Consider the following 22,563-nt stretch of genomic DNA (forward strand, 5'->3'; position numbering starts at 1 on the left):
ACTTCATCGGAGACAAGCTTTCATGACCACATCCGCCAAGGCCGCCGCCCTGTCGCAGGAGGTTCCCATGCAGGGCCCCTCGTATGACATCTGGGACGCCAAGTATCGCTTGAAGGACCGTCACGGCCAGCCCGTCGACGCCGACCTTCAGGCCACCTGGGACCGTGTGGCCAAGGCGCTGGCCGCCGTCGAGGGCGACGCCGCCGACAAATGGCTGCCGAAGTTTCGCTGGGCGCTGGAACACGGCGCCGTGCCGGCAGGCCGGATCACCTCCAACGCCGGGGCCGAGGGCTACAAGCCTGCGGTCAGCCTGATCAACTGCACGGTATCGCGGACCATCCGCGACTCCATGCACGACATCCTCGACAGCGTGGTGGACGCGGGCATGACCCTCAAGGCCGGCTGCGGCATCGGCTACGAGTTCTCCACCCTGCGCCACAAGGGTGCCTTCGTGTTCGGCGCCGGTGCCGGCACCAACGGCCCCCTGGCGTTCATGGATATCTACGACAAGATGTGCTTTACGGTGGCCTCCGCCGGCGGCCGTCGTGGCGCCCAGATGGGCACCTTCGACGTCGGTCATCCCGACGTGCGCGACTTTATCGAGGCCAAGCGTGAGGCCGGTCGCCTGCGCCAGTTCAACCTGAGCCTGCTGATCACCGACGAGTTCATGGAAGCGGTGAAGCAGGACGCCGACTGGCCGCTGGCCTTCCCGCTGCACGAGGGCGAGAAGGGCGACGTCGACGACAGCGAGCTGATCTACCGCGACTGGCCGGTGATCGAGGACGGTTACACCCAGGACGCCGAAGGTCGCGTGGCCTGCCGCGTGGTCGAGGTGATCAAGGCCCGCGAGCTGTGGGACACCATCATGCGGTCCACCTATGACTACGCCGAGCCCGGGTTCATCCTGATCGACCAGGTCAACCGCATGAACAACAACTGGTTCTGCGAAGAGATCCGCGCCACCAATCCCTGCGGCGAGCAGCCGCTGCCGCCGGAGGGCGCCTGCCTGCTGGGGTCGGTCAACCTGACCCGCTTCGTGATCGATCCGTTCGGCGACAAGCCGCGCTTCGACTGGGACAAGTACCGCGAAGTAGTGGCGATCTTCACCCGCATGCTCGACAACGTGGTCGAGATCAGCGGCCTGCCGCTGTCCGGCCAGCGCCGCGAGATCGAGGCCAAACGTCGCCACGGCATGGGGTTCCTGGGCCTCGGCTCGACCATGACCATGCTCAAGATGCCCTACGGCTCGGCCGAGTCGCTGGGCTTCACCGAGGAAGTCAGCCGAGTGCTGGCCGTGCAGGGTTGGAAGCAGGCGCTGGAGCTGTCCCGCGAGAAAGGCATGGCCCCGATCCTCGAGCAGGAGTTCGAGCTGACGCCGAAGATGCTGCGCGAGCGTCCCGAGCTCGGCCGCGACGGCTACGAGGTCGGCGACAAGGTGCCCGGGCGCATCCTGCACGCCCGCTACAGCCGCTACATGCAGAAGATCGCCGAGGTCGAGCCGCAGCTGGTGGCGGAGCTGGCCGAGCACGGCGCGCGCTTCACCCACCACTCGTCGATTGCCCCCACCGGGACGATCAGCCTGTCGCTGGGCAACAACGCTTCCAACGGCATCGAGCCGTCGTTCTCCCATCGCTACTTCCGCAACGTGATCCAGGCCGGCAAGAAGACCAAGGAGCAGGTCGAGGTGGTGTCCTTCGAGCTCGCCGCCTATCGTCACTTCATGCACGCCGACGCGGTGGAAAGCGACCTGCCCGACTACTTCATCACCGCCGACGCGGTGACCCCCAAGCAGCACGTGGCGGTGCAGGCCGCGGCCCAGGCCTGGGTCGACTCGGCGATCTCCAAGACCGTCAACGTGCCCACCGACTTTGCCTTCGAGGCGTTCAAGGACCTGTACCTGGACGCCTACCAGAGCCGCCTCAAGGGCTGCACCACCTTCCGCTTCAACCCGGAGGCCTTCCAGGGCGTGCTGGTGCGCGAGGATGACCTCAAGAACACTACTTATATCTTCGAGCTGGAGAACGGCGAGACCCTCGAACTCAAGGGCGACGAGACGGTGATCTACGACGGCGAGGAACACAACGCCGCCAACCTCTACGACGGCTTGAAGGAGGGGACCTATGGCAAGTGGTAATCGGACCAGCGGCGGGCCAGTCGGCCAGCCGCAATATCATGCCTGGGTCGTGAGCGTGTCACGCCCGCATCATCTTTCTGGAGGAGCCCGCTGATGGCTGTCGAAATCAATTCCAAGATCGTGGGCTACCGCGTCAAGAGCGAAGAGGCCGCCCCCGCGCCGGCCCCGCTGCCCGAGGAAAACCCGCTGACCATGCGCATCCCCTCGCGCCCCGAGGGAACGCTGGAGGCGGTATCCGAGAAGATCTCCTACGTCGGCGCCGAAGGCCGCAAGAAGGTCTACCTGCTGGTGTCCTTCATGCCGGTGGAAGGCGTGCTCAACGGCCAGCGGGTGATCATCGAGCGCCCGGTGGAGTTCTTCTTCCCCTCCGGCCAGCTGTCCAGCGAACACCAGTGGATCACCGCCACCATGCGCAGCCTGTCGCTGGCCGCCCGCGGCGGCTACGTCACCCAGGCGGTGGCGGATCTGCGCAAGGTGGCCTGGGACAAGGGCCTGGTGCGCTGCGGCATGAACCGCTGGAACAAGCCGATGTTCCACGACTCCGAGGTCGCCGCCATCGCCTGGTCGATCCAGCAGATCCTCTATCGTCGCGGCTTCCTCGACATCGACGGCAACCAGATTCCGGTGGAGGAGCTGGTCAGCCGCTACGCCCGGCGCCAGGCCTCCGGCCACGGCTGGTATCCCGCCGAGGTCGAGGACGAGACCCCGAGCGGCGCGGTCGAGCCGCTGGATGGCAAGCCCGCCGAGTCCGCCGCCGAAGGCGCCGGCCCCGCCGTGGTCGGCAACTGCCCCGAGTGTCGCGGCGAGCTGATCATGATGGACGGCTGCCCCACCTGCTACGCCGGCTGCGGCTGGTCGAAGTGTGGCTAGTCGACGTTTGGTTGGAAAGCACGACTAGAATACGTGGCTAGAAAGCACGGCTGGCGCGCGAATAGGCCAGCGTCACAACGATGGGCCCTTCGGGGCCCATCGTTGTGTCTGGAGGGGGGTGTCGTTCAGCCAGCGTCGTGACAGCAGGCGCTATGACGCCCCAGGCGGCTGAGCCTGGCCGGAGCGGGTGATGTTGTAGACGGGGTGGCCGCAGGGGCAGTGGTGGTTGATGAACCGGCTGCGGAAAAAACGGATGTCGAACTCCCGGACGTAGCTGGTCTTGTGGGCGGCCAGCACGATGTCAAAGGCGTAGTCGCGGTGGGCCTCGCCCCGACTCTGGGCGTCCAGGTAGGGCGTGTAGTCGGTGGTGATATGCAACTGGAGATGGGCTTCGCACAGGTGCCCGGTGAAGTAGGGCAACACACGTATCTGGCTTTCCTCCTTGGGCGCCGAGGGTTCGGGCATGCCAGTCACGTTGCCGATGATCACCTTGCGAGAATCCAGCACGAACATGCAGAGGCCGCTGCCGGTGCCAAGCAGGCTGCCAAGGTAGAGGGTTTCGGCATGGTCACCCTCTATCAGCTTGCGCATGGCGTGGACGGTGAAGCGATAGCTCTGCCAGTGGCACCACTGTGCTGCTCGTTGCAGTCGGTGATAGACACTAGCCCCGACGCTGCGACGCGCAAACCCGGCCAGGCGCTGGCGCAGACGGGATTGGCCCAGATAGAAGGCATAGTACCAGGCCACCAGTTTCGTAAACGCCAGGCAGATGATCGCAATGGTAAGGGTAACCAGCGACGTCTGAAGGAAGGGCTCGCCGAAGGGCTCGCCTTGGGTGTCTGGGTTGGCGTAAGGAGAAGCGGAGGGGGCAGAGAAAGCGTGCAGGAGGTAGAGCACAGCGAAGACCGGGAGGGCGGCCCCAAAGCCGGCGATGGCGCTGCGCAATGTCAGCTGTTGTCCGTTGGCACGAATGACGTAGCGTCGCCAGGAAGGGATCGAATGGCATAGCAGAAAGCCGGCCACCAGCAGGACGAAAGGTGGCAGCAGCTTGATGCCGCTCATTCCGGCTTGCTGTCCCTGCGATCGAGGCTGCGGCGAAGGGCTCTGACGTTGCTCTTGACCTTGCGCGACCGCACCAGCTCGGCGCTGTCCACGGAGACGGCGCCGCGATGCGATATCTTCATGCTACGCAGGTGGCCACCCTCTTTGGCCTTGAGGTAGCCTTCGAAGCTGGTTTCGATGGACATCGTTGCTCCTTTTCCGCTTGTGAACTTGATGCTCTGCGGAACCTGGGTGAAGCCAAGGGGCCGAACCCTATGATGTCCGCAGTGTAGCAGAGTTCCCATTTCGACCCCGGCATTCGGCTGTGTCAGAGCGTTCAACGAGCGCTACGCCAGAGGGCTTGATGGGCGTCATGAACCGAGGGCGACGGGATCGCTAGCATGACCCGGCGGCGTCGTGCCGCTTGACCAGGAACCCGTCATGTCGCTGTCACCGCTCGGCTCGCTGTCGTTGCCTTCTCTTGCCCTTCCTGCCTTGCCCACCCTTCCTTCGCTGTCGTCGTCGTTGACGTCCGGCGCCTTGACCCGGGTGCCCCATCGTCTGCATCTGTCACTGATGCGCCGTCTCGGCCCGCTGCCCCTGCCGCTGTTGCGCACGAGTCTCGAGCCCTGGCTCAACCGCACCCTGGCAGAGCCGCTGGCCGACGGTGAGTTCGACGTGCTTGAAGGGCGCCGTGTATGTCTGTCCATCGACGATCTGGCGCTGGCGGTCACCCTGACGCTTACGCACGGGCGCCTGCAGGTCACCGACGCGCCCTGGGAGGTGAAGGTGGCGGGGGGCTGGCGCGAGTTCGCCTGCCTGGCCAGCCGTGAGGAGGACCCGGACAGCCTGTTCTTCCAGCGCCGGCTGTGCCTGGAGGGTGATACCGAACTGGGGCTGACGGTGAAGAACCTGCTGGATGGCCAGGAAATGGAACTGCTGCATCCCTACCTGCTCGAGGTGCTGGGGCAGCTGCAGCGCTGGCTGCCCCGCCAGGCCTAGGCTCCTTGCTGACGGGTAGCGGAGGAGGCCGGCGAACCGGCCTCCTGAGTGAGGTGGCGTGGGAGGGAAGGGGCTTTCAGTCTTCCAGCACCGGCGCCAGATCCATCCCTGCCTGGCCGTGCCAGTAGCCGTTGCACAGCTCGGCGTCGACCAGCGCCAGCGGCGAGGGCGCCGGGTAGCGTCCCTGGCGGGCCAGGTCGAAGTCCGCCACCACCTCATCCATCCCCTCTGAACGCGGACTTAGCCGGGCCGTGGTGACGCCCATTGTGGCCATCTCGGCAAGCTCGTGGCGCAGGTCCTGACAGGCCCCGGACAGGGTCTGGATACCGTTCAGGGTGAACAGTCGACGGCTGTCGTCCTGGGTGGTCAGCGACAGCCCTTCCGGATAGTCCTGGCAGACGAACTGGCAGCGATCCTTGGGGTGCTGATGGTGACGCGCGGTAAAGCAGCGCGACGACCAGGCCAGCGGCAGGTGGCCGTAGGCCAGCACCTCGCAGTCCAGCGCCAGCCCCGCCTCGCGGGCGTCAGACAGCAGCCGGGCCAGGTCGGCGCCGGGCAACTCCACCGGGGCGACGAAGCGGAACATGCCGGCGCGCTTGAGGATCTCCAGGGTCGGCACATTGTAGAGGTTGAGCGCCGGGCCGCCGACGAAGGGCAGGCCCGCCTCGGACAGCCGGTGCACCGCGCTCATGTCGTTGGCCTCGACCAGGAAGTCGCCGTTGTCGCACAGCCTGGTCAGGTCGCGCAGGTCGGCGTTGGACTCGATCAGGGTCTGCGAACCGAGGATCACCTGCTTGCCGGCGGCGGCCAGCTGGTGGCCGATCTCCAGCCAGTCGGCGAGCTTCATGTCGCGCCGCCGGGAGCACACGGTCTCGCCTAGGGTGACGCTGGCCAGCGGCCAGTGGCAGGCCTGTTCATAGAAGGCGAAGTAGCGCTCGCGGGTCCAGTAGAAGGACACCGGGCCAAGGCTCAATTCCAGTGAAGCAGCGGTCATCTCGCCTCCTGTCATTTCCAGTCGCGCTCGTAGGCGCCGAGAGTATGGGTGGAGCCTTCGGCCAGCGGCGCCAGGGCGGCGCTCCAGTCGGCCTGGGGGCGATAGTCGTCGCCGGCCCGGTCCAGATGGTCCAGTGCCTGGCGCCACACGCGGGTGACGCTGGCCACATAGGCCGGACTGCGCTGACGACCCTCGATCTTGATCGCCTTGATGCCCAGCGCCGCCAGCTGGGGCAGCAGGTCCAGGGTGCTGAGGCTGGTCGGCGCCTCGATGGCGTGGCCGACGTCGCCCTCGACGTTGAAGCGTCCCTTGCACAGGGTCGGGTAGCCGGCCTGTTCGTCGGCGCGGTAGCGATCGATCAAGACGCCGTTCAGGCGCGATTCGCGTCCGCTGGCGGTCTCTTCCCAGCGCACGTGGGCCGCCGGCGAGCACACGCCGTGGGTGTTGGGCGACTCGCCGGTCAGGTAGGACGACAGATAGCAGCGGCCCTCGGCCATGATGCACAGGCTGCCGAAGGCGAACACCTCGAGCTCCACCGGGCTGTGGCGGGCCAGGTCGCGCACCTGGTGGATCGACAGCACCCTGGGCAGCACCGCACGGCGGATGCCGAACTCGCGGTGGTAGAAGGCCAGCGCCTCGTGGCTGGTGGCGGAGCCTTGCACCGACAGGTGGCGGGGGATGTCCGGGTGGCGTTCGGCGGCGTAGGCCAAAAGGCCCGGATCGGCCAGGATCAGGGCGTCGACCTGAAGCGAAGCCGCCTGGTCCACCGCCGCGCGCCACTGGGCCAGGCTCGACTGCTGCGGGTAGGTATTGATCGCGCAGAACACCCGGCAGCCCCGGGCGTGGGCGTAGTCGATACCTTCCCGGGCGCGCTTGTCGGTGAAGTTCAGCCCGGCGAACTGGCGGGCGTTGGTGGCGTTCTGAAAGCCGAAGTAGACCGCGTTGGCGCCCTCGTCCACGGCGCGCTTCAAAGCGGGCAGGCTACCCGCGGGACAGACCAGTTCCATGTCGATCTCCGAGCGAAGAGAGGCGCCATGCTAGCCCCACGCGGACACCGCCGGCTTGATGCGTATCAGTGTCCGCCAATGAAGTGAGGGATGGAGCGAAGGGATGACGCGCTGCACCGGGGCCGGGTGTGGACAACCTGGCGATGGTGGGAATCCGACTTGCGGGTCAGGCGTGCAGATAAAGGTGGCGATGAGCTTGTGAGTCGTTCTGTGGATAACCCTGTGTGGCACCTTGTGAAAAGCGGTGGGCAGGCGGTGCAGGGGCTGTGGGCAGCGGTGTATAAGTCGCCTGTCAGTGGTGGATCAGCGGCTCGCTCGCTGTGGTAAACGAAAACGGGCCCCGCAGGGCCCGTGGTCTTCTTGCCGGAGCCTACTGACCGCCGGAGGGGAAGTGGAACTCCGCCTGGGTGGTCTCGAAGGGCGAGGGCCAGCGCTGTGACACCGCCTTGCGACGGGTGTAGAAGCGCACAGCGTCAGGGCCGTAGGCGTGCAGGTCGCCGAACAGCGAACGCTTCCAGCCGCCGAAGCTGTGGCTGGCCACCGGCACCGGCAGCGGCACGTTGATACCCACCATGCCGACCTCGATGGCGTCGGTGAAGCGACGCGCCGCCTCGCCGTCACGGGTGAACAGGCAGGTGCCGTTGCCGTACTCGTGGGCGTTGGTCAGGGCGATGGCCTCGTCGAGGCTGTCGACACGCACCACGCACAGCACCGGGCCGAAGATCTCCTCGCGGTAGATGGTCATCTCCGGGGTGACCCGGTCGAACAGGCAGCCGCCGACGAAGAAGCCGTTCTCGTGGCCCGGGACCACCAGCTCGCGGCCGTCGGCCACCAGGGTGGCCCCTTCCTGCACGCCCTTCTCGATATAGCCGAGCACCTTGTCGCGATGCTGGGCGGTGACCAGGGCGCCCATGTCCAGGCCCTTGTCGGTGCCGGGGCCGATCTTCAGCGCGGCGATCTTGGGGCCCATGGCCTCGATCAGGCGGTCGGCGGTGTCATCGCCGACGCACACCGCCACCGAGATCGCCATGCAGCGCTCGCCGGCGCTGCCGTAGGCGGCCCCCATCAGGGTGTTGGCGGCGTTGTCGATATCGGCGTCGGCCAGCACCACGGCGTGGTTCTTGGCGCCACCGAGGGCCTGCACCCGCTTGCCACTCTCGGCGCCACGCCGGTAGATGGTTTCGGCGATGGGGGTCGAGCCGACGAAGGACACGGCCTTGACCTCGGGGGCGTCGAGCAGCGCCTCGACGGTCTCGCGGCCGCCCTGAACCACGTTCATGATGCCCTGGGGCAGGCCGGCTTCCTCGAGCAGGCGGGCGACCGCCAGGGCGGCGGACGGGTCCTTCTCGGAGGGCTTGAGCACGAAGGCGTTGCCGCAGGCGATGGCCATCGGGTACATCCACAGCGGCACCATCGCCGGGAAGTTGAACGGGGTGATGCCGGCCACCACGCCCAGCGGCTGAAAGTTGGAGAAGGCGTCGATGGACGGCCCCACGTTGTGGGAGTACTCGCCCTTGAGCAGCTCCGGCACGCCGCAGGCGTACTCGACGTTCTCGATGCCGCGCTTGAGCTCGCCCATGGCGTCCTCGAGGGTCTTGCCGTGCTCCTCGCTGATCAGTTGCACCAGGCGATCGGCGTCACGCTCCAGCAGCGCCTTGAAGCGGTACATCACCTGGGCGCGCTTGGCCGGCGGGGTGTCGCGCCAGGCCGGGAAGGCCGCCTGGGCGGCGTCGATGGCGGCCTTGACGGTGTCGGCGTCGCCGTCGGCGACCTGGCGAATGGTCTCGCCGGTGGCCGGGTTGGTGACCGGCAGGTGGCGGCCGGCCTCGAGATCCTGGCCGTTGATCCAGTGATTGACGTTGTCCATCGAGGGTCCTCAAGTGTCGAAAGGGCGGACGGGCATGGCCCGTCCGCGCTGTGGATAACGCTGTGAACAGTGGGTGTAAAGGTTGTCCACAGGCTGTCGGTTTCAGGTGGATAAGCCGGGCGCTCGGTACCGGCAAGCGGCCTCAGTCGAGCGGCCCCGGGCGAGCGGCCCCGGGCGAGCGGACTTAGTCGAGCGGCCTCAGTCGAGCCGGTCGAGGGTCTCGGCGACGGCGCCGAACAGGCGCTCGAGCTCGGCCTCGGTGGTGGCGAAGGGAGGGCCGAACTGCAGGGTGTCGCCGCCGAAGCGCACATAGAAGCCGGCCTCCCACAGCGCCAGGTGGGCGTCGCGCGGGCGGATGGCCGGATCGCCGTCGCGCGGGGCCAGCTGGATCGCCCCGGCCAGGCCGAAGTTGCGGATGTCGACCACATGGGAGCGGCCCTTCAAGGCGTGCAGGCGATCCTCGAAGGCCGGGGCGATGGCCCTGACCTGGGCCGGGAAGTCCTCGCGCTCGAGCAGGTCCAGCGCGGCCAGGGCGGCGGCGCAGGCCACCGGATGTCCGCTGTAGGTGTAGCCGTGGGGGAATTCGATGGCGTGCCCCGGGCCGCCGGCGTGCATGAAGGTGTCATGGATCTCGCCAGAGGCGATCACCGCACCCATCGGCACGCAGCCGTTGGTGATCTGCTTGGCCACCGTCATCAGATCCGGGGTGACGCCGAAGGCCTCGGCACCGGTGCGCGCGCCGCTGCGACCGAAGGCGGTGATCACTTCATCGAAGATCAACAGGATGTCGTGGGCCGAGCAGATCTCGCGCAGCCGCTCGAGGTAGCCCTTGGGCGGCACGATGACCCCGGCGGAGCCGGACATCGGCTCGACAATCACCGCAGCGATGTTGGAGGCGTCGTGCAGCGCGATCTGCTCGAGCAGCGCATCGGCAAGCTCGGCCCCCGTCTCCGCCTGGCCCCGGGTGAAGGCCTGGTTCGGCTGCAGGGTGTGGGGCAGGTGGCTCGAGTCCAGCAACTGGCCGAAGTGCTTGCGGTTGCCGCCGATGCCGCCAAGGCTGGTGCCGCCGATGTTGACCCCGTGGTAGCCCTTGGCGCGGCCGATCATGCGGGTCTTTTCCGGGCGGCCCTTGAGCCGCCAGTAGGCCTTGGCCATCTTCAGCGCGGTATCGGCGGACTCGGAGCCGGAATCGGTGAAGAACACATGGTCGAGCCCGGCCGGAGTCAGGCTCGCGACCTTCTCGGCCAGCTTGAAGGCCAGCGGATGGGACACCTGAAAGCTCGGCGCGAAGTCGAGACTGCCTAGCTGGTGGGCCACCGCCTCGCGGATCTCTTCACGGTTGTGGCCGGCGCCGCTGGTCCACAGACCCGACAGCGAATCGAACACCCGGCGGCCGCGGTCGTCGATGAAGTAGCGGCCCTCGGCGCCCTGGATCATCCGCGGGTGCTGGTGGAAGTCCTGGTGGGCGGTGAACGGCATCCAGTAGTGATGGTTGAGCCCGGCCCCCGCAGGTCGCTCGGCGTGGGCGTCGGGATGGGTATCGAGGGTGTCGAAGGTCAGCATGGCGAGTCTCCTGTCAGGGGCCGCAGGGCGGGCATGGACTCAGCATGGACAGGGCTTCAGGTTTGTAAAATCACTCTTTGTTGTCGTTCACGTGAGTAAAGATAAACGTTTAGTGTCGGCGATTTCTTTTCTTGACCAATTCACGCAACGGGTCTAATCCTTATATTTATTCGAATAAATGACCGAGGCGATCCGTGCCGACTTCCTTTCCCCAGCGCCGACAGAAGCTCGCGGACCTGATCTGCGAGGACATCAAGCAGAAGATCGTGATGGAGAACCTGTCGCCGGGTGACCGCCTGCCCAACGAGAAGGCCCTGATGGAGCGCTATGAATGCGCCAAGGGCACCATTCGCGAGGCGCTGCGGGTGCTCGAGGTGGAAGGCCTGGTCGCGCTCAAGACCGGCCCCGGTGGCGGCGCCATCATCCGCGAGGTGACCGTCGATCCGGCCTGCCGCGCGCTGCGCAATTTTCTGCACTTCCAGCACGTGGACGGTAGCCAGGTCTATCAGCTGCGGCGGATGGTGGAGGTCGAGGTGGCGGTCTCGGCCATGGACCGGCTCGATGCGGCGGGGCTGACCCGGCTGCGGGACAACATCGATCAGTGCCAGCGCCCCCATGAGGACGAACTCAGCCAGCGCCAGCACCGCATGCTGGAACTCGAGTTTCACAACATCCTGGCCGAGTACTGCCCCAATCCGCTGCTGCGCTTCATGAGCACCTTCCTCAACGACCTGCTGCGCGACCTGGTCGTCATCAAGAAGGCCTACAAGCCGGAGCGCCACGCCTTCGACGAATCGAACATCCGCTATCACATCGCCCTGCTGGAGGCCTTCGAGGCCAGCGACCGCGAGGCGGTGCGCCGCCTGATGTACGAGCACATGTGTGACGCCGAGCACCATATGTCGGCACTGGAGGGCGAGATGGCCAAGCAGTTCCTGGTCTCACCTGACGCCCTCGGCGAGGCGGGCGGCTAGCCTCCTGGCCCCCGACCTGCGGCAAACCAACCAACAATGACAACAACTGCCACCCCACGCCAGCGACCCCTCATCCACTCCGATGACGTCGAAAAAAGAGGAACAACAATGACTGTGCGCAAGACCTCCCTGATGCTTTCCGCCCTGGCCCTTGGCCTGGCGACCCAGCCGCTGCTGGCCCAGGATCAACAGCCGCTCACCTTCTATGGGGTGAAGTCCCTCTCCGGTGCCTTCGCCAGCTACGGCAAATACGCCGAGATGGGCTCCCGGCTGGCGGTGGAAGAGGCCCGAGAAACCCTCGGCCGCGATATCGAGTACGTCAGCCTGGACACCGAGGGCAACGCCGGCCGCGCCATCCGCAAGGTGCAGGAAGCGATCAACCAGGACGGCGGGCGACTGTTCAACGGTGCCACGCTGTCATCCACGGCGCTGGCGGTGGGCAAGGAAGTGGCCGGCGTCGAGGGCGTGTTCATGACCCCCGCCGGCGCCGACGAGCTGACCGGCAGCGAGTGCAACGCCTCCACCTTCCGCTGGTCGGTGCCGACCTACGGGGCCATCCGCGAGACCCTGGTGCCGCTGATCGAGGCGTTACCCGAGGCCAAGCGCTTCTACACCATCACCCCCGAGTACGTGTTCGGCGAGGCGCTGCTGGACAACGCCAAGGCGGTGTTCGAGGAGTACGGCGTCGAGCACGTCGGCAACAGCTATCACTCGCTGCAGGAGCAGGAGTTTTCCGGCTACCTGACCAACGCCATGTCGGCGGCGCCGGACGTGCTGGTGCTGTTGAACTTCGGCTCCCAGTCCTCCAACGCCCTGCGCCAGGCGCGCAACTTCGGCCTCAACGAGCAGATGGACATCCTGATGGTGTGGTCGGCGGGCCTCGACCAGTTCGAGGAACTCGGCGCAGCCAACGTCGACGGCATCTACTTCGGCGCCCAGTACTGGCACGAGGTCGACACCCCCTTCAACCAGCAGCTGGTGGCCTCGGTGCGCGAGGCCTACGACATCACTCCGACCTATCCCCTGGCTGCCGACTACACCATGACCCGCGTGATGCTTGAAGTGGCCGACGCCAGCGGGGCCAGCGAAGGTCCGACGCTGATCGAGGCGCTGGAAGGCTACACCTACCAGGGCCCCACCGGTGAGGAGACCATCCGCGCCTCCGACCATCAGGTGATCAAGGACTACTACCTGCTCAAGGGCAAGGCCGAGGGCGAGATGGAAGACCCCGACGACTACGCCGACGTGATCAGCGCCGGGCGCTCCTTCGTCACCCCTGAGGACTCGCCCTGCCAGCTGTAAGGCTGTCAGCTTGCCAATCTGCCGGGGACGGCGTCCCCGGCACGACAGGAGTCGGGACCATGCTTAACGTCTATCTGTTCCAGATCCTCAACGGTCTGGGGCTCGGGATGATCTATTTCCTGATTTCGGTGGGATTGACGCTGATCTTCGGACTGTTGAACTTCGTCAACTTCGCCCACGGGGCCTTCTTTCTGGTGGGCTCCTACCTCTGCTACACCCTGGTCAGCCTGACCGGCAACTTCTGGCTGGCGCTGATCGCAGGCCCCTTGCTGGTGGCGCTGCTGGCCTGGGCGCTGGAGCGCAGCCTGATCCAGCGCATCTACCACCTGCCGCATACCTTCCAGATTCTGGTCACCCTGGGTATCGCGCTGATCATCCAGGAGCTGTCAATCATGATCTGGGGCCCGGTGGGCAAGAGCATCCCCACCCCGGAGGCACTGCAGGGCGTGGTACGCATCGGCAACTTCGCCTACCCCTACTACCGGCTGTTTCTGATCGGCTTCAGCGCCCTGGTGGCGGTGGTGCTGTGGCTGCTGCTCGAACGCACCCGCTTCGGCGCGCTGGTGCGCGCCGGCAGCGAGTCCACCGAGATGGTATCGCTGCTGGGTTCCAACATCTTTCGCCTGTTCTCCATCACCTTCGCCCTCGGGGTGGGCCTGGCCGGGCTTGCCGGGGTGCTGTCGGCGCCGCTGCGCGGGGCGCACCCCTTCATCGGGCCGGAGGTGCTGGGCCTGGCCTTCGTGGTGGTGGTGATCGGTGGCATGGGGTCCTTCACCGGCGCCCTGGTGGCGGGGCTGATCGTCGGCGTAGTGCAGAGCCTGATGACCTCGCTGTGGCCCCAGGGCGCCAGCCTGATGATCTACGCCGCCATGGCGGTGGTGATCCTGCTGCGTCCCCACGGACTGTTCGGGAGAGCATGAGATGATGACCAAGACACTCGATACCGCCGCTGCCAACCCAGGCCGGCGCCGCTTCAAGGGGCGTCTCGGCGCCGGCACCACCCTGGCGATGCTGGCGGTGATGGTGCTGCTGCCGCTGGTGCTGCCCTCCGCCACCCTGGCCACCGAGATCCTGATCTTTGCCATGGCCGCACTGGCCTGCAATCTGCTGCTCGGCTTCACCGGACTTCTGTCCTTCGGCCAGGCGATCTTCTTCGGCGCCGGTGCCTACATCAGCGCGCTGGCGATGATCCACCTCGACGCAGGACTGATCGGCGCGCTGCTGATCGCCGTGGTGGCGGGCTGTGTGCTGGCACTCGGCGTGGGCATGCTGTGCATCCGGCGCAAGGGCATCTACTTCGTGATGCTGACCCTGGCGCTGACCCAGATGGCCTACTTCCTGGCCTACACCCTGAGCGACTGGACCGGCGGCGACAATGGCCTGCTCGACGTGCCGCGCCCGCCGCTGGCGGTGGGCGAGACGACCCTGATCAGCTTCGCCTCGCCGCTGGCCTTCTATGCCCTGGTTGCCACGCTGTTCGCACTGATCTACGTGGTGGCCCGGCGCATCACCGACTCGCCGTTCGGCAGCACCCTGCTGGCGATCCGCGAAAACGAGCAGCGCGCCTCGGCGCTGGGCTACGACACCCGTCTGTTCAAGATCATGGTGTTCGTGCTGTCCGGCGGCATCACCGCCCTGGCCGGGGCGCTCTACGGCATGCTGCTGAACTTTGTGCCGCTGTCCAATATCGAGCTGTTGATGTCCGAGCAGATCCTGATCATGACCATCATCGGCGGGACCGGCTCGCTGTTCGGTTCGCTGCTGGGCGCCGGCGCCATCGTGCTGCTGGGCGACCTGCTGTCGTCGATCTGGCCGCGCTGGATGCTGCTGCTGGGCGTGGCGCTGATCGCGGTGGTGATCTTCATGCGCGGCGGTCTGTGGGGCGGGCTGTCGAGCCTGCTGGAGCGACGCCGTGGCAACCACGCCGAACCGCACAAGGAGGCCAGCCATGACTGACGTACTGCTGGAAACCCGCGACCTGGCCCTGGCCTACGGTGCCTTTCGGGCGGTGGACGGAGTCAGCCTGCGCATCGCCCGCGGCAGCATCCATACCGTGATCGGACCCAACGGCGCCGGCAAGACCAGCCTGTTCCATTGCCTCACCGGTGAGCGTCGGCCCACCGCCGGGCGCATCCTGCTCGATGGCCGCGAGATCACCAGGGAGCCGCCCCACGGCCGGGTCGGCCTGGGCATGTCGCGCTCTTTCCAGGTCACCAGCCTGTTCCAGGAGCTCAGCGTCCACGAAAACCTGCGCCTGGCCGCCCAGGGCATCGACGGCTGGCGTGCGCTCAACTTCTGGCAACGCCTGAACAAGCGCCGCGAGCATCTGGCTCGGGCCGACGAGATCCTCGAGCGCATCGGTCTTGCCGAGCGCGCCGGGGTGGCGGCAGGGGAGCTGTCCCACGGCCAGCAGCGCATCCTCGAGGTGGGCATGGCGATCTGCCCGCGGCCCAAGCTGCTGCTGCTGGACGAGCCCACCTCGGGCATGGGCATCGACGATATCCCCAGCATGACCTCGCTGATCGGCGAGCTGGGCAAGGACCACAGCATCCTGCTGATCGAGCACAACATGAGCATCGTGATGTCGATCAGCGACACCATCACCGTGATGAACCGCGGGCAGGTACTGGTCGAGGGCGACCCCGAGACCGTGCGCAGCGATGCCCGCGTGCGTGACGCCTATCTGGGGGAGGCCGCCTGATGCTCGAGATCAAGGATATCCACAGCTACTACGGCAAGAGCCATGTGCTCGAAGGCGTCTCTTTGACGGTGGGCGAGGGCGAGCTGGTGACCCTGCTGGGGCGCAACGGTGCCGGCAAGACCACCACCCTGAAGAGCATCATGGGGCTGGTCGACACCCCCGCCGGCAGCATCGAGCTCAACGGCCAGTCGCTGCTTGGCCAACCGCCGTTTCGCATCGCCCGCCAGGGCGTGGCGCTGGTGCCGGAGCACCGCGGCATCTTCAGCATCCTCAGCGTGGAGGAAAACCTGCAGATCGCGGTACGCGCCGGCAGTCGCTGGCAGATGGCCGACATCTATCGCTGGTTTCCGCGCCTCGAGGAGCGCCGCCGCAACCGCGGCAACGCCCTGTCCGGGGGCGAGCAGCAGATGCTGGCGATCGCCCGGGCGCTGCTCAACGATCCGCGGATCCTGCTGCTCGACGAGCCCACCGAGGGCCTGGCCCCGGTCATCGTCGACGAGATCGTCAAGATCTTGAAGGCGATCCGCGAGGAGGGCCTGTCGGTGCTGCTGGTCGAGCAGAACCTGCGGGTCTGCGAGGCGGTGGCCGACCGCCACTACATCCTCGAGCAGGGCCAGATCGTCTACACCGGCAGCGCCGACGACTTCCGTGACGATCCCGGCGTGCGTGATCGCTACCTGGCCCTGAGCGCCTGAGACCACTCTTTTGCAAGGACGATACCCATGACCGTTTCCGTGACCCCATCCGAGGCTGCCGGCGCCGTGCTCAAGAGCGACGGCGAGCGCCTGTGGCAATCCTTGATGACCCTGGCCGAGCTGGGCGCGACCCCCAAGGGGGGCGTCAATCGCCAGGCGCTGACCGAACTCGACCGTCAGGCCCGTGACCTGTTCATCGACTGGTGCCGGGCCGAGGGCTGCCAGATCCGCATCGACGCCATCGGCAACATCTTCGCCCGACGGGCGGGCAGCGAGCCCGGCATGCCGGCGGTGATGACCGGCAGTCATATCGACACTCAGCCCACCGGCGGCAAGTACGACGGTTGCTTCGGCGTGCTGGCCGGGCTCGAGGTCATCCGCACCCTCAACCAGCACGCCATCACCACCCGGGCTCCGGTCGAGGTGGTGGCCTGGACCAACGAGGAAGGCTGCCGTTTTCCGCCCTGCATGATGGGCTCCGGGGTGTTCACCGGCGAGCTTGGCCTCGATGAGATGCTGGCCCGTTGCGACGACCAAGGGGTCAGTGTCGGCGAGGCGCTGGACGCCATCGGCTATCGCGGCAGCGACCGTGTGGACCTCGACGAGGTGAAGGCCTACTTCGAGGCCCATATCGAGCAGGGGCCGCTGCTCGAGGATACCGCCACCACCCTGGGCGTGGTGATCGGCGCGCTGGGGCAGAAGTGGTTCGATGTCACCCTGACCGGCGTCGAGGCCCACGCAGGCCCCACTCCCATGCACCTGCGCAAGGACGCCCTGGTCGGCGCCGCCGAGATCACCCTGGCGGTCAACCGTATGGCCAACGAGGCGGCGCCCCACGGGCGCGGCACCGTCGGCGTACTGACGCCCCACCCGGGCTCGCGCAATGTGATTCCCGGCCAGGTGCGGATGACCGTCGACCTGCGCCATCTGGAATCGGACGCCCTCGAGGACATGGCCACCCGGCTCGCCGAGGTGGTGGCCGAGGTCAGCCAGCGCCACGGTCTGCGGGCGGAACTCACGCCCACCGCGGACTTCCCGCCGGAGGCCTTCGACGAGACCTGCGTCAAGGCGGTGCGTGCCGGCGCCGAGGCCCATGGCCTGTCGCACATGGACATCGTCAGTGGTGCCGGTCACGACGCCATCTTCCTTGGCCGGGTGGCGCCCACCGCCATGATCTTCGTGCCCTGTGAAGGCGGCATCAGTCACAACGAGATCGAGTACGCCACGCCGGAGGACCTGCACGCCGGCTGCAACGTGCTGCTCCACGCGGTGCTGGACAGCGCCGGCGTCGCCGCTCGGGCCGAGGGAGGGCAGCGATGAGTCAGGCAACGCTCCCCCCCGAGCGTCAGGCCAGCGATGAGCCGGCCCTGGCCGAGCTGGGCGCCTGCCAGGCGCTCGAGGCCTTTCGTCAGCGGCGATTGACCCCGAGCCAGGTGATCGAGGACTGCCTTGCGCGGATCGCCCGGGACAACCCAAGGGTCAACGCCTTCGCCCATGTCGCCGGCGACGAGGCGCTGCGTGCCGCCGAGGCCTCCACCCGGCGCTGGCGCGAGGGCACGCCATGCGGCCCGCTGGATGGCATCCCGGTCACCATCAAGGATTTGACGCTGACCCGTGGCATGCCGACCCGCATGGGCTCGCGCACCAGCGACCCGGACGCCGCGATGGAGGTGGACGCCCCGGTCAGCGGCTTTCTGCGGCAGGCCGGAGCGATCATCGTCGGCAAGACCCTGTCGCCGGAGTTTGGCTGGAAGGGGGTGACCGACAATCCGCTCCACGGCATCGCCCGCAATCCCTGGAATCCTGCGCTGACCCCGGGGGGCTCCTCCGGGGGCGCCGGGGCGGCGGCGGCGCTCAACCTCGGCATGCTGCACCAGGGCAGCGACGCCGGCGGTTCCATCCGCATCCCCTGCAGCTTCACCGGCACCTTCGGTATCAAGCCGACCTTCGGCTGGGTGCCCCAGTGGCCGGCCAGCGCCATGAGCACCCTGTCGCATCTGGGACCGATGACCCGCAGTGTCGAGGACAGCGCCCTGATGATGAGCCTGCTGGCGCAGCCGGACGCTCGCGACGGCTACCTTGGCGGCCCCTGTCCCATCGACTGGCGCACGCCGCCGCCGCAGGACCTGCGTGGCTGGCGCGTCGCGCTGAGCCTGGATCTGGGCTACGTTCAGGTGGCGCCGGATATCCGCGCCCGGGTGGAGCAGGCCGCCAGTGAACTCGAGGCGCTGGGGGCTCGGGTCGAGCGCCTCGACCCGGGCTTCGAGGATCCCATCGACACCTTCAATACGCTGTGGTTCTCCGGCGCCTCCCAGGCGCTTTCGAGGCTGTCGCCACAGCAGCAGGCGCTGCTGGACCCCGGCTTTCTCGAGATCGCCCGTCGCGGCGCCGATATTCCCCTGGCCGAGTACCTCGACGCCCGCCGCCGACGCGCCGAGCTGACCGCTTGCATGGCCGACTTTCATCGGCGCTTCGATCTGCTGGTGACCCCGACGATGCCGATCTCGCCCTTCGCGGCCGGTCATAACGTGCCGCCGGGCGGCCCCTACCGGGAATGGATGGACTGGACTCCCTTCACCTATCCGTTCAACTTGACCCAGCAGCCGGCGGCGTCGCTGCCCTGCGGGCTGGACGACCAGGGCCTGCCGGTGGGGCTGCATCTGGTGGGGCCGAAGTTCCGCGATGACAGGGTCATGCAGGCGGCCGCGCTGCTGCAGGCGCGCCTGCCTCGGCTGAACCCGCCGGGGCTCGGTTAAAGCGCTCCGTCCTTCAAGGCGGATACAGCGGACGATGCGGCGAGGGTGATAGAGAGTCGACCGCAAACGACAGCGGGGCCGATCGGCCCCCCTGTCGTTTTTCATGGTGCCCGATTCATGCCGCGCCGTCTTGTGGCGCCCAGTTGATGAAGCGTCTTCTTATGGCGCCCGGGGCTGCGCCTTCTTGTGGCGCCCGGGGGCCGCGCCTTCTTGTGGCGCCCGGGGGCCGCGCCTTCTTATGGCGCCCGATGCCGCGCCGACAGACGGATATCCCTCACTAAAGTCGCATTTCGCCGTCGTCATGCTCTGGCTATCTTGGGTACACGAATACTTTGTATGATGTAATACCTTAAGTGCAAAAGCCGAAGTAGTCGTCACAAGAGCAGCAACCACAAGAGCAGCAGTCCCCACAGGAACGGCCACACCGCGTTGCGTCGGCCGTCCCCGCAAGCCAACAACAAGCACTGCCCTGACGGTGGCAAGGAGTGGAAGAGATGCGCAAGTCGATGAGCATGACCCTGGGTGGCCTGGCGCTGGTCGTCAGTGCCTCGGTCGCGGCGGACTATCCGGAGCGCGACGTTCGCATGATCGTGCCCTGGGGCGCCGGCGGCGGTACCGACGGTATCGTGCGCAAGATCTCCAACCTGGCCGAGGAGCCGCTGGGGGGCACCGTCTACGTCGAGAACATCGAAGGCGGCATGAGCGCCAACGGCCTGGTGCAGGCGCTGGGTGCGCGCCCCGATGGCTACACCCTGATCGCGCTGACCTACGATAGCGTCGTCACCATCCCGTGGCAGGGGATGCTGGCCGGCTACGATATCGACAAGCTGGATCTGATCGCGCGGATCACCAGCGAGCCGGACGCCGTCGTGGTGCCGGAGGATTCGCGCTTCGATAGCCTCGAGGCATTGATCGAGGCGGCCAAGGCCGCGCCGGGGGAGATCCGCGCCGGTATCCAGAACATGGGCTCGCGGACCCACCTGACGTTGCTGCAGCTGCAGGACCAGGCCGAGGTGGAGTTCAAGATCGTCTCCTATCCCGGTGGTGCGGCGCCCCAGAAGGAGGCTCTGCTCAATGGAGAGGTGGACCTGGCGCTGACCAGCCTCGGTGACTTCGAATCGCTGATCTCGGCGGGTGACGCCCGTGGCCTGGTGGAGTTCACCGACGTCCAGAGCGAGAGCTTCCCCGACGTGCCCCCGGCAACCGAGCTGGGCTACGACATCCAGATGGGCAGTTTCGTGATCCTGGCGGCGCCTGCCAATACGCCGGACGACGCCGTGACGGCCCTCGAGGCGGCCTATCAGCAGGCCTACGACAGCGAGGAATTCCAGAACTGGCTGGTCGACGTCGGTGTCACCCCCAACTGGCTGGGCACCGATGAGGTCGAGGACTGGGCCGAACAGACCCAGGGTGAGCTGTTCGCGCGCATGGATGAGCTGAAGGAAGCCGGCCTGATCGGCCAGTAAGCCCGCGCCGCCACCGCGGTGGCGGCTCTTTTCCGGAGGACTCCCGATGAAATCGCTCTCCCGCCTGGGGACCTGGCTGACGGGGCCGACAGGTGTCGTCGTCTGCCTGTTGGCCCTGACCCTGATCTATCTGCTCGAGGCGTTCAAGATCGCGCCGCCCATCAAGAACGGGGCCCTGACCGCCTCCTTCTTCCCGGTGGCGCTCGCCGTGGTCATGCTGCTGGCGCTGGGTGGCGTGATCCTCGCCGATCGACGCGAGGCGGCCGGTGGCGAGGCTGGTGGTGAGGCCGGCGCCGGGGAAAGCGACGAGGGCGGCGACAACCGTGGCGATGCAAAGGTGGCGGCGTGGCGAGGGCCGGTGGCGGTCACCCTGCTCACCGCCGTCTATATCGCCCTGTTTGCCCACCTTGGCTACTTCATCGCCACCTTCCTCTACGCCTTCAGCATGACGCTGGCCTTCGCCATCGGGCGGCCCTCGCCGCAGGCGCTGGCGTTCAAGGCGCTGGTGGCCGGCGTGATCACCCTGCTGGGATATGGGCTCTTCGAGCTGGTGTTCCAGGTTCGCCTGCCGACGCCTTGGATCTGACCCATGGACTATCTGATCGAACTCTCCAAGGGCCTTGCCGTGCTGATGCAGCCCGACATCCTGCCCTACCTGATCGGCGGCTACCTGATCGGCACCTTCTTTGGCGCCGTGCCGGGGCTCACCTCGATGCTGGCCATCGCCCTGCTGCTGCCGTTGACCTACAGCCTCGACATCACCGCGGCGCTGGTCGCCTGCGCCGCCATCTTCATGGCCGGCATGTGCAGTGGCAGCATCACCGCTACCACCATCAATATTCCCGGTGCCCCGGCCTCGATGATGACCGCCATCGAGGGCTACCCCATGCAGCAGCGGGGCGAGGGCGCCAAGGCGCTGGGCCACGCCGCCCTGGCGTCGATGATCGGCGGTGCCCTGGGCGCCATCATGCTGATGGTGATGGCGCCGCTGGCCACCGAGGCGGCGCTGCTGATTCGCACGCCGGGCAAGTTCTCGCTGATCGCCTTCGCCCTGATCGTGATCGTCATCTCCCAGCGTGGGGCCATCTCCAAGGGCCTGGTCGCCACCACCCTGGGGGTGATGGTGGCCACCGTCGGTATCGATGTGATGCAGCCGGTCACCCGCTTCACCTTCGGCACCGGCGTGCTGATGCAGGGCATCGACATCATGCCGCTGGTCATCGGCGCCTTCGCCGTCAGTGAGCTGCTGGTGCAGTCGCAGAACCGCGCCTCGCGCACCGTCGAGGTCGACGCCATCAAGGCCAGCGTCATTCGCCGCCGGGACTTTATTCCACCCTGGCACGAGGTGCGTGAAATCGGCGTCTATCGCTACGTCAAGACCGCCATCATCGGCTACAGCGTCGGCGTGCTGCCGGGCGCCGGAGGCTCCATGGCGGCCTTTGTCGCCTACGCCGAGTCCATGCGCAGCTCACGCCACCCGGAGAAGTACGGCAAGGGTTCGGTGGAAGGCATCGCGGCGGCGGAGGGCGCCAACAACGCCATGTGCAGCGGCGCCTTCGTGCCGATGCTGTCGTTCGGCATTCCCGGCGATCCCACCACCGCCATCGTGCTGGGCGTGCTGGTGATCAACGGTCTGCAGCCCGGGCCGCAGTTCCTCGACAGTCAGCTTGCGCTGGTGGCACCGATGTTCATGGCGCTGCTGGTGGCGGCCCTGGTGATGGTGCCGCTGACGCTCTACGTGCTGGGGCCCTGGTTCGTGCGGATCGTCTCGATCCGCCGCGATGTGCTCTACGCCAGCATCGCGGTGATCGCGCTGGTCGGCTGCTACGTGGCTACCTACTCGATCTTCCAGATGGGACTGGCGCTGGTGTTCGGGGTGCTCGCCTTCCTGCTGAGGCGTCAGGGCTATCCGGTGGCCTGCCTGCTGCTCGGCTTCGTGCTCGGCCCGAGCCTGGAGGAATACTGCCGACGCTCGCTGTCGCTGTCCGACGGCAACCCGCTGATCTTCCTCACCAGTCCCGACAGCCTGTTCTTCCTGGCGCTGACCGGGGTGTTCTACTACTTCATGGTGGTGAGAAAGCCCGAGGCGCGACAGCACGCCTGAAACTCAGGTTGGTGAGTGATGGCTGGGAGACACGACAAGGCCGCGCCCTCGGGCGCGGCCTTGTCGTGGTGGGCTGAGTGGAACGCG

Annotated in this window: 20 protein-coding genes; 14 read left to right on the plus strand and 6 right to left on the minus strand. The window is 66.9% G+C overall.

Features of this window, described 5'->3' with window-relative positions; all coding sequences use genetic code 11:
• Nucleotides 1-22: 22 nt before the first annotated feature.
• Together C6W88_RS08170 and C6W88_RS08175 are read left to right on the plus strand one after the other, a co-directional pair.
• Entirely contained in the window at nucleotides 23-2,134 is a 2,112-nt protein-coding gene (locus C6W88_RS08170; protein WP_108132104.1) for an adenosylcobalamin-dependent ribonucleoside-diphosphate reductase, read from the plus strand.
• A 93-nt stretch (nucleotides 2,135-2,227) separates the two neighbouring features.
• On the plus strand, nucleotides 2,228-3,004 hold the full coding sequence (locus C6W88_RS08175) for a ribonucleoside-diphosphate reductase (RefSeq protein ID WP_108132105.1): 777 nt from the start codon (nucleotides 2,228-2,230) through the stop codon (nucleotides 3,002-3,004).
• A gap of 150 nt (nucleotides 3,005-3,154) precedes the next feature.
• Here the strand turns inward: C6W88_RS08175 and C6W88_RS08180 are convergent, their stop codons facing one another.
• A complete protein-coding gene (locus tag C6W88_RS08180) occupies nucleotides 3,155-4,066 on the minus strand; it encodes a hypothetical protein (RefSeq protein ID WP_108132106.1) in 912 nt (303 codons plus the stop codon).
• A complete protein-coding gene (locus C6W88_RS08185) occupies nucleotides 4,063-4,251 on the minus strand; it encodes a hypothetical protein (protein WP_045993533.1) in 189 nt (62 codons plus the stop codon). Before C6W88_RS08185 ends, C6W88_RS08180 begins: the two co-directional genes overlap by 4 nt.
• A gap of 235 nt (nucleotides 4,252-4,486) precedes the next feature.
• Here C6W88_RS08185 and ubiT point away from each other — a divergent pair, with 235 nt between their 5' ends.
• Nucleotides 4,487-5,047: a ubiquinone anaerobic biosynthesis accessory factor UbiT gene (gene ubiT / locus C6W88_RS08190; RefSeq protein ID WP_231498581.1), complete on the plus strand. Its 561-nt coding sequence runs from the start codon at nucleotides 4,487-4,489 to the stop codon at nucleotides 5,045-5,047.
• Between the two features lie 76 nt (nucleotides 5,048-5,123).
• Here the strand turns inward: ubiT and C6W88_RS08195 are convergent, their stop codons facing one another.
• From C6W88_RS08195 to C6W88_RS08210, 4 genes are all read right to left on the minus strand, one after another.
• Nucleotides 5,124-6,041: a U32 family peptidase gene (locus tag C6W88_RS08195; RefSeq protein ID WP_108132107.1), complete on the minus strand. Its 918-nt coding sequence runs from the start codon at nucleotides 6,039-6,041 to the stop codon at nucleotides 5,124-5,126.
• Nucleotides 6,042-6,052: 11 nt separating this feature from the next.
• Entirely contained in the window at nucleotides 6,053-7,048 is a 996-nt protein-coding gene (gene ubiU, locus C6W88_RS08200; protein WP_108132108.1) for a ubiquinone anaerobic biosynthesis protein UbiU, read from the minus strand.
• A 370-nt stretch (nucleotides 7,049-7,418) separates the two neighbouring features.
• The gene (locus tag C6W88_RS08205; protein WP_108132109.1) at nucleotides 7,419-8,915 is read right to left on the minus strand and encodes a CoA-acylating methylmalonate-semialdehyde dehydrogenase; all 1,497 of its coding nucleotides are present in this window, start codon (nucleotides 8,913-8,915) and stop codon (nucleotides 7,419-7,421) included.
• A 198-nt stretch (nucleotides 8,916-9,113) separates the two neighbouring features.
• Entirely contained in the window at nucleotides 9,114-10,394 is a 1,281-nt protein-coding gene (locus C6W88_RS08210) for an omega-aminotransferase AptA (protein ID WP_231498591.1), read from the minus strand.
• A 278-nt stretch (nucleotides 10,395-10,672) separates the two neighbouring features.
• On the opposite strand from C6W88_RS08210, the gene C6W88_RS08215 reads away from it, so the two are divergent.
• From C6W88_RS08215 to C6W88_RS08265, 11 genes are all read left to right on the plus strand, one after another.
• Nucleotides 10,673-11,452, plus strand: a complete 780-nt coding sequence (locus C6W88_RS08215) for a FadR/GntR family transcriptional regulator (protein WP_231498582.1) — start codon at nucleotides 10,673-10,675, stop codon at nucleotides 11,450-11,452.
• A 108-nt stretch (nucleotides 11,453-11,560) separates the two neighbouring features.
• Nucleotides 11,561-12,754 (plus strand): ABC transporter substrate-binding protein, encoded by a 1,194-nt coding sequence (locus C6W88_RS08220; RefSeq protein ID WP_108132111.1) that lies wholly within the window; start codon nucleotides 11,561-11,563, stop codon nucleotides 12,752-12,754.
• Nucleotides 12,755-12,813: 59 nt separating this feature from the next.
• Entirely contained in the window at nucleotides 12,814-13,674 is an 861-nt protein-coding gene (locus tag C6W88_RS08225) for a branched-chain amino acid ABC transporter permease (RefSeq protein WP_108132112.1), read from the plus strand.
• A gap of 1 nt (nucleotide 13,675) precedes the next feature.
• Nucleotides 13,676-14,710, plus strand: a complete 1,035-nt coding sequence (locus C6W88_RS08230; RefSeq protein ID WP_231498583.1) for a branched-chain amino acid ABC transporter permease — start codon at nucleotides 13,676-13,678, stop codon at nucleotides 14,708-14,710.
• Entirely contained in the window at nucleotides 14,703-15,455 is a 753-nt protein-coding gene (locus tag C6W88_RS08235) for an ABC transporter ATP-binding protein (protein WP_108132113.1), read from the plus strand. Before C6W88_RS08230 ends, C6W88_RS08235 begins: the two co-directional genes overlap by 8 nt.
• Nucleotides 15,455-16,150, plus strand: coding sequence for an ABC transporter ATP-binding protein (locus C6W88_RS08240; protein ID WP_108132114.1), 696 nt, complete (start codon nucleotides 15,455-15,457; stop codon nucleotides 16,148-16,150). The genes C6W88_RS08235 and C6W88_RS08240 overlap by 1 nt, the downstream gene beginning before the upstream one ends.
• A gap of 27 nt (nucleotides 16,151-16,177) precedes the next feature.
• The gene (locus C6W88_RS08245) at nucleotides 16,178-17,470 is read left to right on the plus strand and encodes a Zn-dependent hydrolase (RefSeq protein ID WP_108132115.1); all 1,293 of its coding nucleotides are present in this window, start codon (nucleotides 16,178-16,180) and stop codon (nucleotides 17,468-17,470) included.
• The gene (locus C6W88_RS08250) at nucleotides 17,467-18,906 is read left to right on the plus strand and encodes an amidase (protein ID WP_108132116.1); all 1,440 of its coding nucleotides are present in this window, start codon (nucleotides 17,467-17,469) and stop codon (nucleotides 18,904-18,906) included. The genes C6W88_RS08245 and C6W88_RS08250 overlap by 4 nt, the downstream gene beginning before the upstream one ends.
• Nucleotides 18,907-19,400: 494 nt before the next feature.
• Complete coding sequence (locus C6W88_RS08255; RefSeq protein ID WP_197037090.1) at nucleotides 19,401-20,372, plus strand: Bug family tripartite tricarboxylate transporter substrate binding protein; 972 nt, start codon at nucleotides 19,401-19,403, stop codon at nucleotides 20,370-20,372.
• A 46-nt stretch (nucleotides 20,373-20,418) separates the two neighbouring features.
• On the plus strand, nucleotides 20,419-20,958 hold the full coding sequence (locus tag C6W88_RS08260) for a tripartite tricarboxylate transporter TctB family protein (protein ID WP_108132117.1): 540 nt from the start codon (nucleotides 20,419-20,421) through the stop codon (nucleotides 20,956-20,958).
• Between the two features lie 3 nt (nucleotides 20,959-20,961).
• Nucleotides 20,962-22,476, plus strand: coding sequence for a tripartite tricarboxylate transporter permease (locus C6W88_RS08265; protein WP_045993526.1), 1,515 nt, complete (start codon nucleotides 20,962-20,964; stop codon nucleotides 22,474-22,476).
• Nucleotides 22,477-22,563: the final 87 nt, after the last annotated feature.

This window comes from Halomonas litopenaei (assembly GCF_003045775.1).
GTDB classification, from domain to species: domain Bacteria; phylum Pseudomonadota; class Gammaproteobacteria; order Pseudomonadales; family Halomonadaceae; genus Halomonas; species Halomonas litopenaei.

Coding starts and splice junctions, on each gene's coding strand:
- C6W88_RS08225 (WP_108132112.1), top strand. CDS start 12,814: ATGCTTAACGTCTATCTGTTCCAGATCCTCAACGGTCTGGGGCTCGGG.
- C6W88_RS08230 (WP_231498583.1), top strand. CDS start 13,676: ATGATGACCAAGACACTCGATACCGCCGCTGCCAACCCAGGCCGGCGC.
- C6W88_RS08180 (WP_108132106.1), bottom strand. CDS start 4,066: ATGAGCGGCATCAAGCTGCTGCCACCTTTCGTCCTGCTGGTGGCCGGC.
- C6W88_RS08245 (WP_108132115.1), top strand. CDS start 16,178: ATGACCGTTTCCGTGACCCCATCCGAGGCTGCCGGCGCCGTGCTCAAG.
- C6W88_RS08265 (WP_045993526.1), top strand. CDS start 20,962: ATGGACTATCTGATCGAACTCTCCAAGGGCCTTGCCGTGCTGATGCAG.
- C6W88_RS08260 (WP_108132117.1), top strand. CDS start 20,419: ATGAAATCGCTCTCCCGCCTGGGGACCTGGCTGACGGGGCCGACAGGT.
- ubiU (WP_108132108.1), bottom strand. CDS start 7,048: ATGGAACTGGTCTGTCCCGCGGGTAGCCTGCCCGCTTTGAAGCGCGCC.
- C6W88_RS08205 (WP_108132109.1), bottom strand. CDS start 8,915: ATGGACAACGTCAATCACTGGATCAACGGCCAGGATCTCGAGGCCGGC.
- C6W88_RS08170 (WP_108132104.1), top strand. CDS start 23: ATGACCACATCCGCCAAGGCCGCCGCCCTGTCGCAGGAGGTTCCCATG.
- C6W88_RS08240 (WP_108132114.1), top strand. CDS start 15,455: ATGCTCGAGATCAAGGATATCCACAGCTACTACGGCAAGAGCCATGTG.
- C6W88_RS08195 (WP_108132107.1), bottom strand. CDS start 6,041: ATGACCGCTGCTTCACTGGAATTGAGCCTTGGCCCGGTGTCCTTCTAC.
- C6W88_RS08175 (WP_108132105.1), top strand. CDS start 2,228: ATGGCTGTCGAAATCAATTCCAAGATCGTGGGCTACCGCGTCAAGAGC.
- C6W88_RS08220 (WP_108132111.1), top strand. CDS start 11,561: ATGACTGTGCGCAAGACCTCCCTGATGCTTTCCGCCCTGGCCCTTGGC.
- C6W88_RS08185 (WP_045993533.1), bottom strand. CDS start 4,251: ATGTCCATCGAAACCAGCTTCGAAGGCTACCTCAAGGCCAAAGAGGGT.
- C6W88_RS08210 (WP_231498591.1), bottom strand. CDS start 10,394: ATGCCGTTCACCGCCCACCAGGACTTCCACCAGCACCCGCGGATGATC.
- C6W88_RS08250 (WP_108132116.1), top strand. CDS start 17,467: ATGAGTCAGGCAACGCTCCCCCCCGAGCGTCAGGCCAGCGATGAGCCG.
- ubiT (WP_231498581.1), top strand. CDS start 4,487: ATGTCGCTGTCACCGCTCGGCTCGCTGTCGTTGCCTTCTCTTGCCCTT.
- C6W88_RS08235 (WP_108132113.1), top strand. CDS start 14,703: ATGACTGACGTACTGCTGGAAACCCGCGACCTGGCCCTGGCCTACGGT.
- C6W88_RS08255 (WP_197037090.1), top strand. CDS start 19,401: ATGCGCAAGTCGATGAGCATGACCCTGGGTGGCCTGGCGCTGGTCGTC.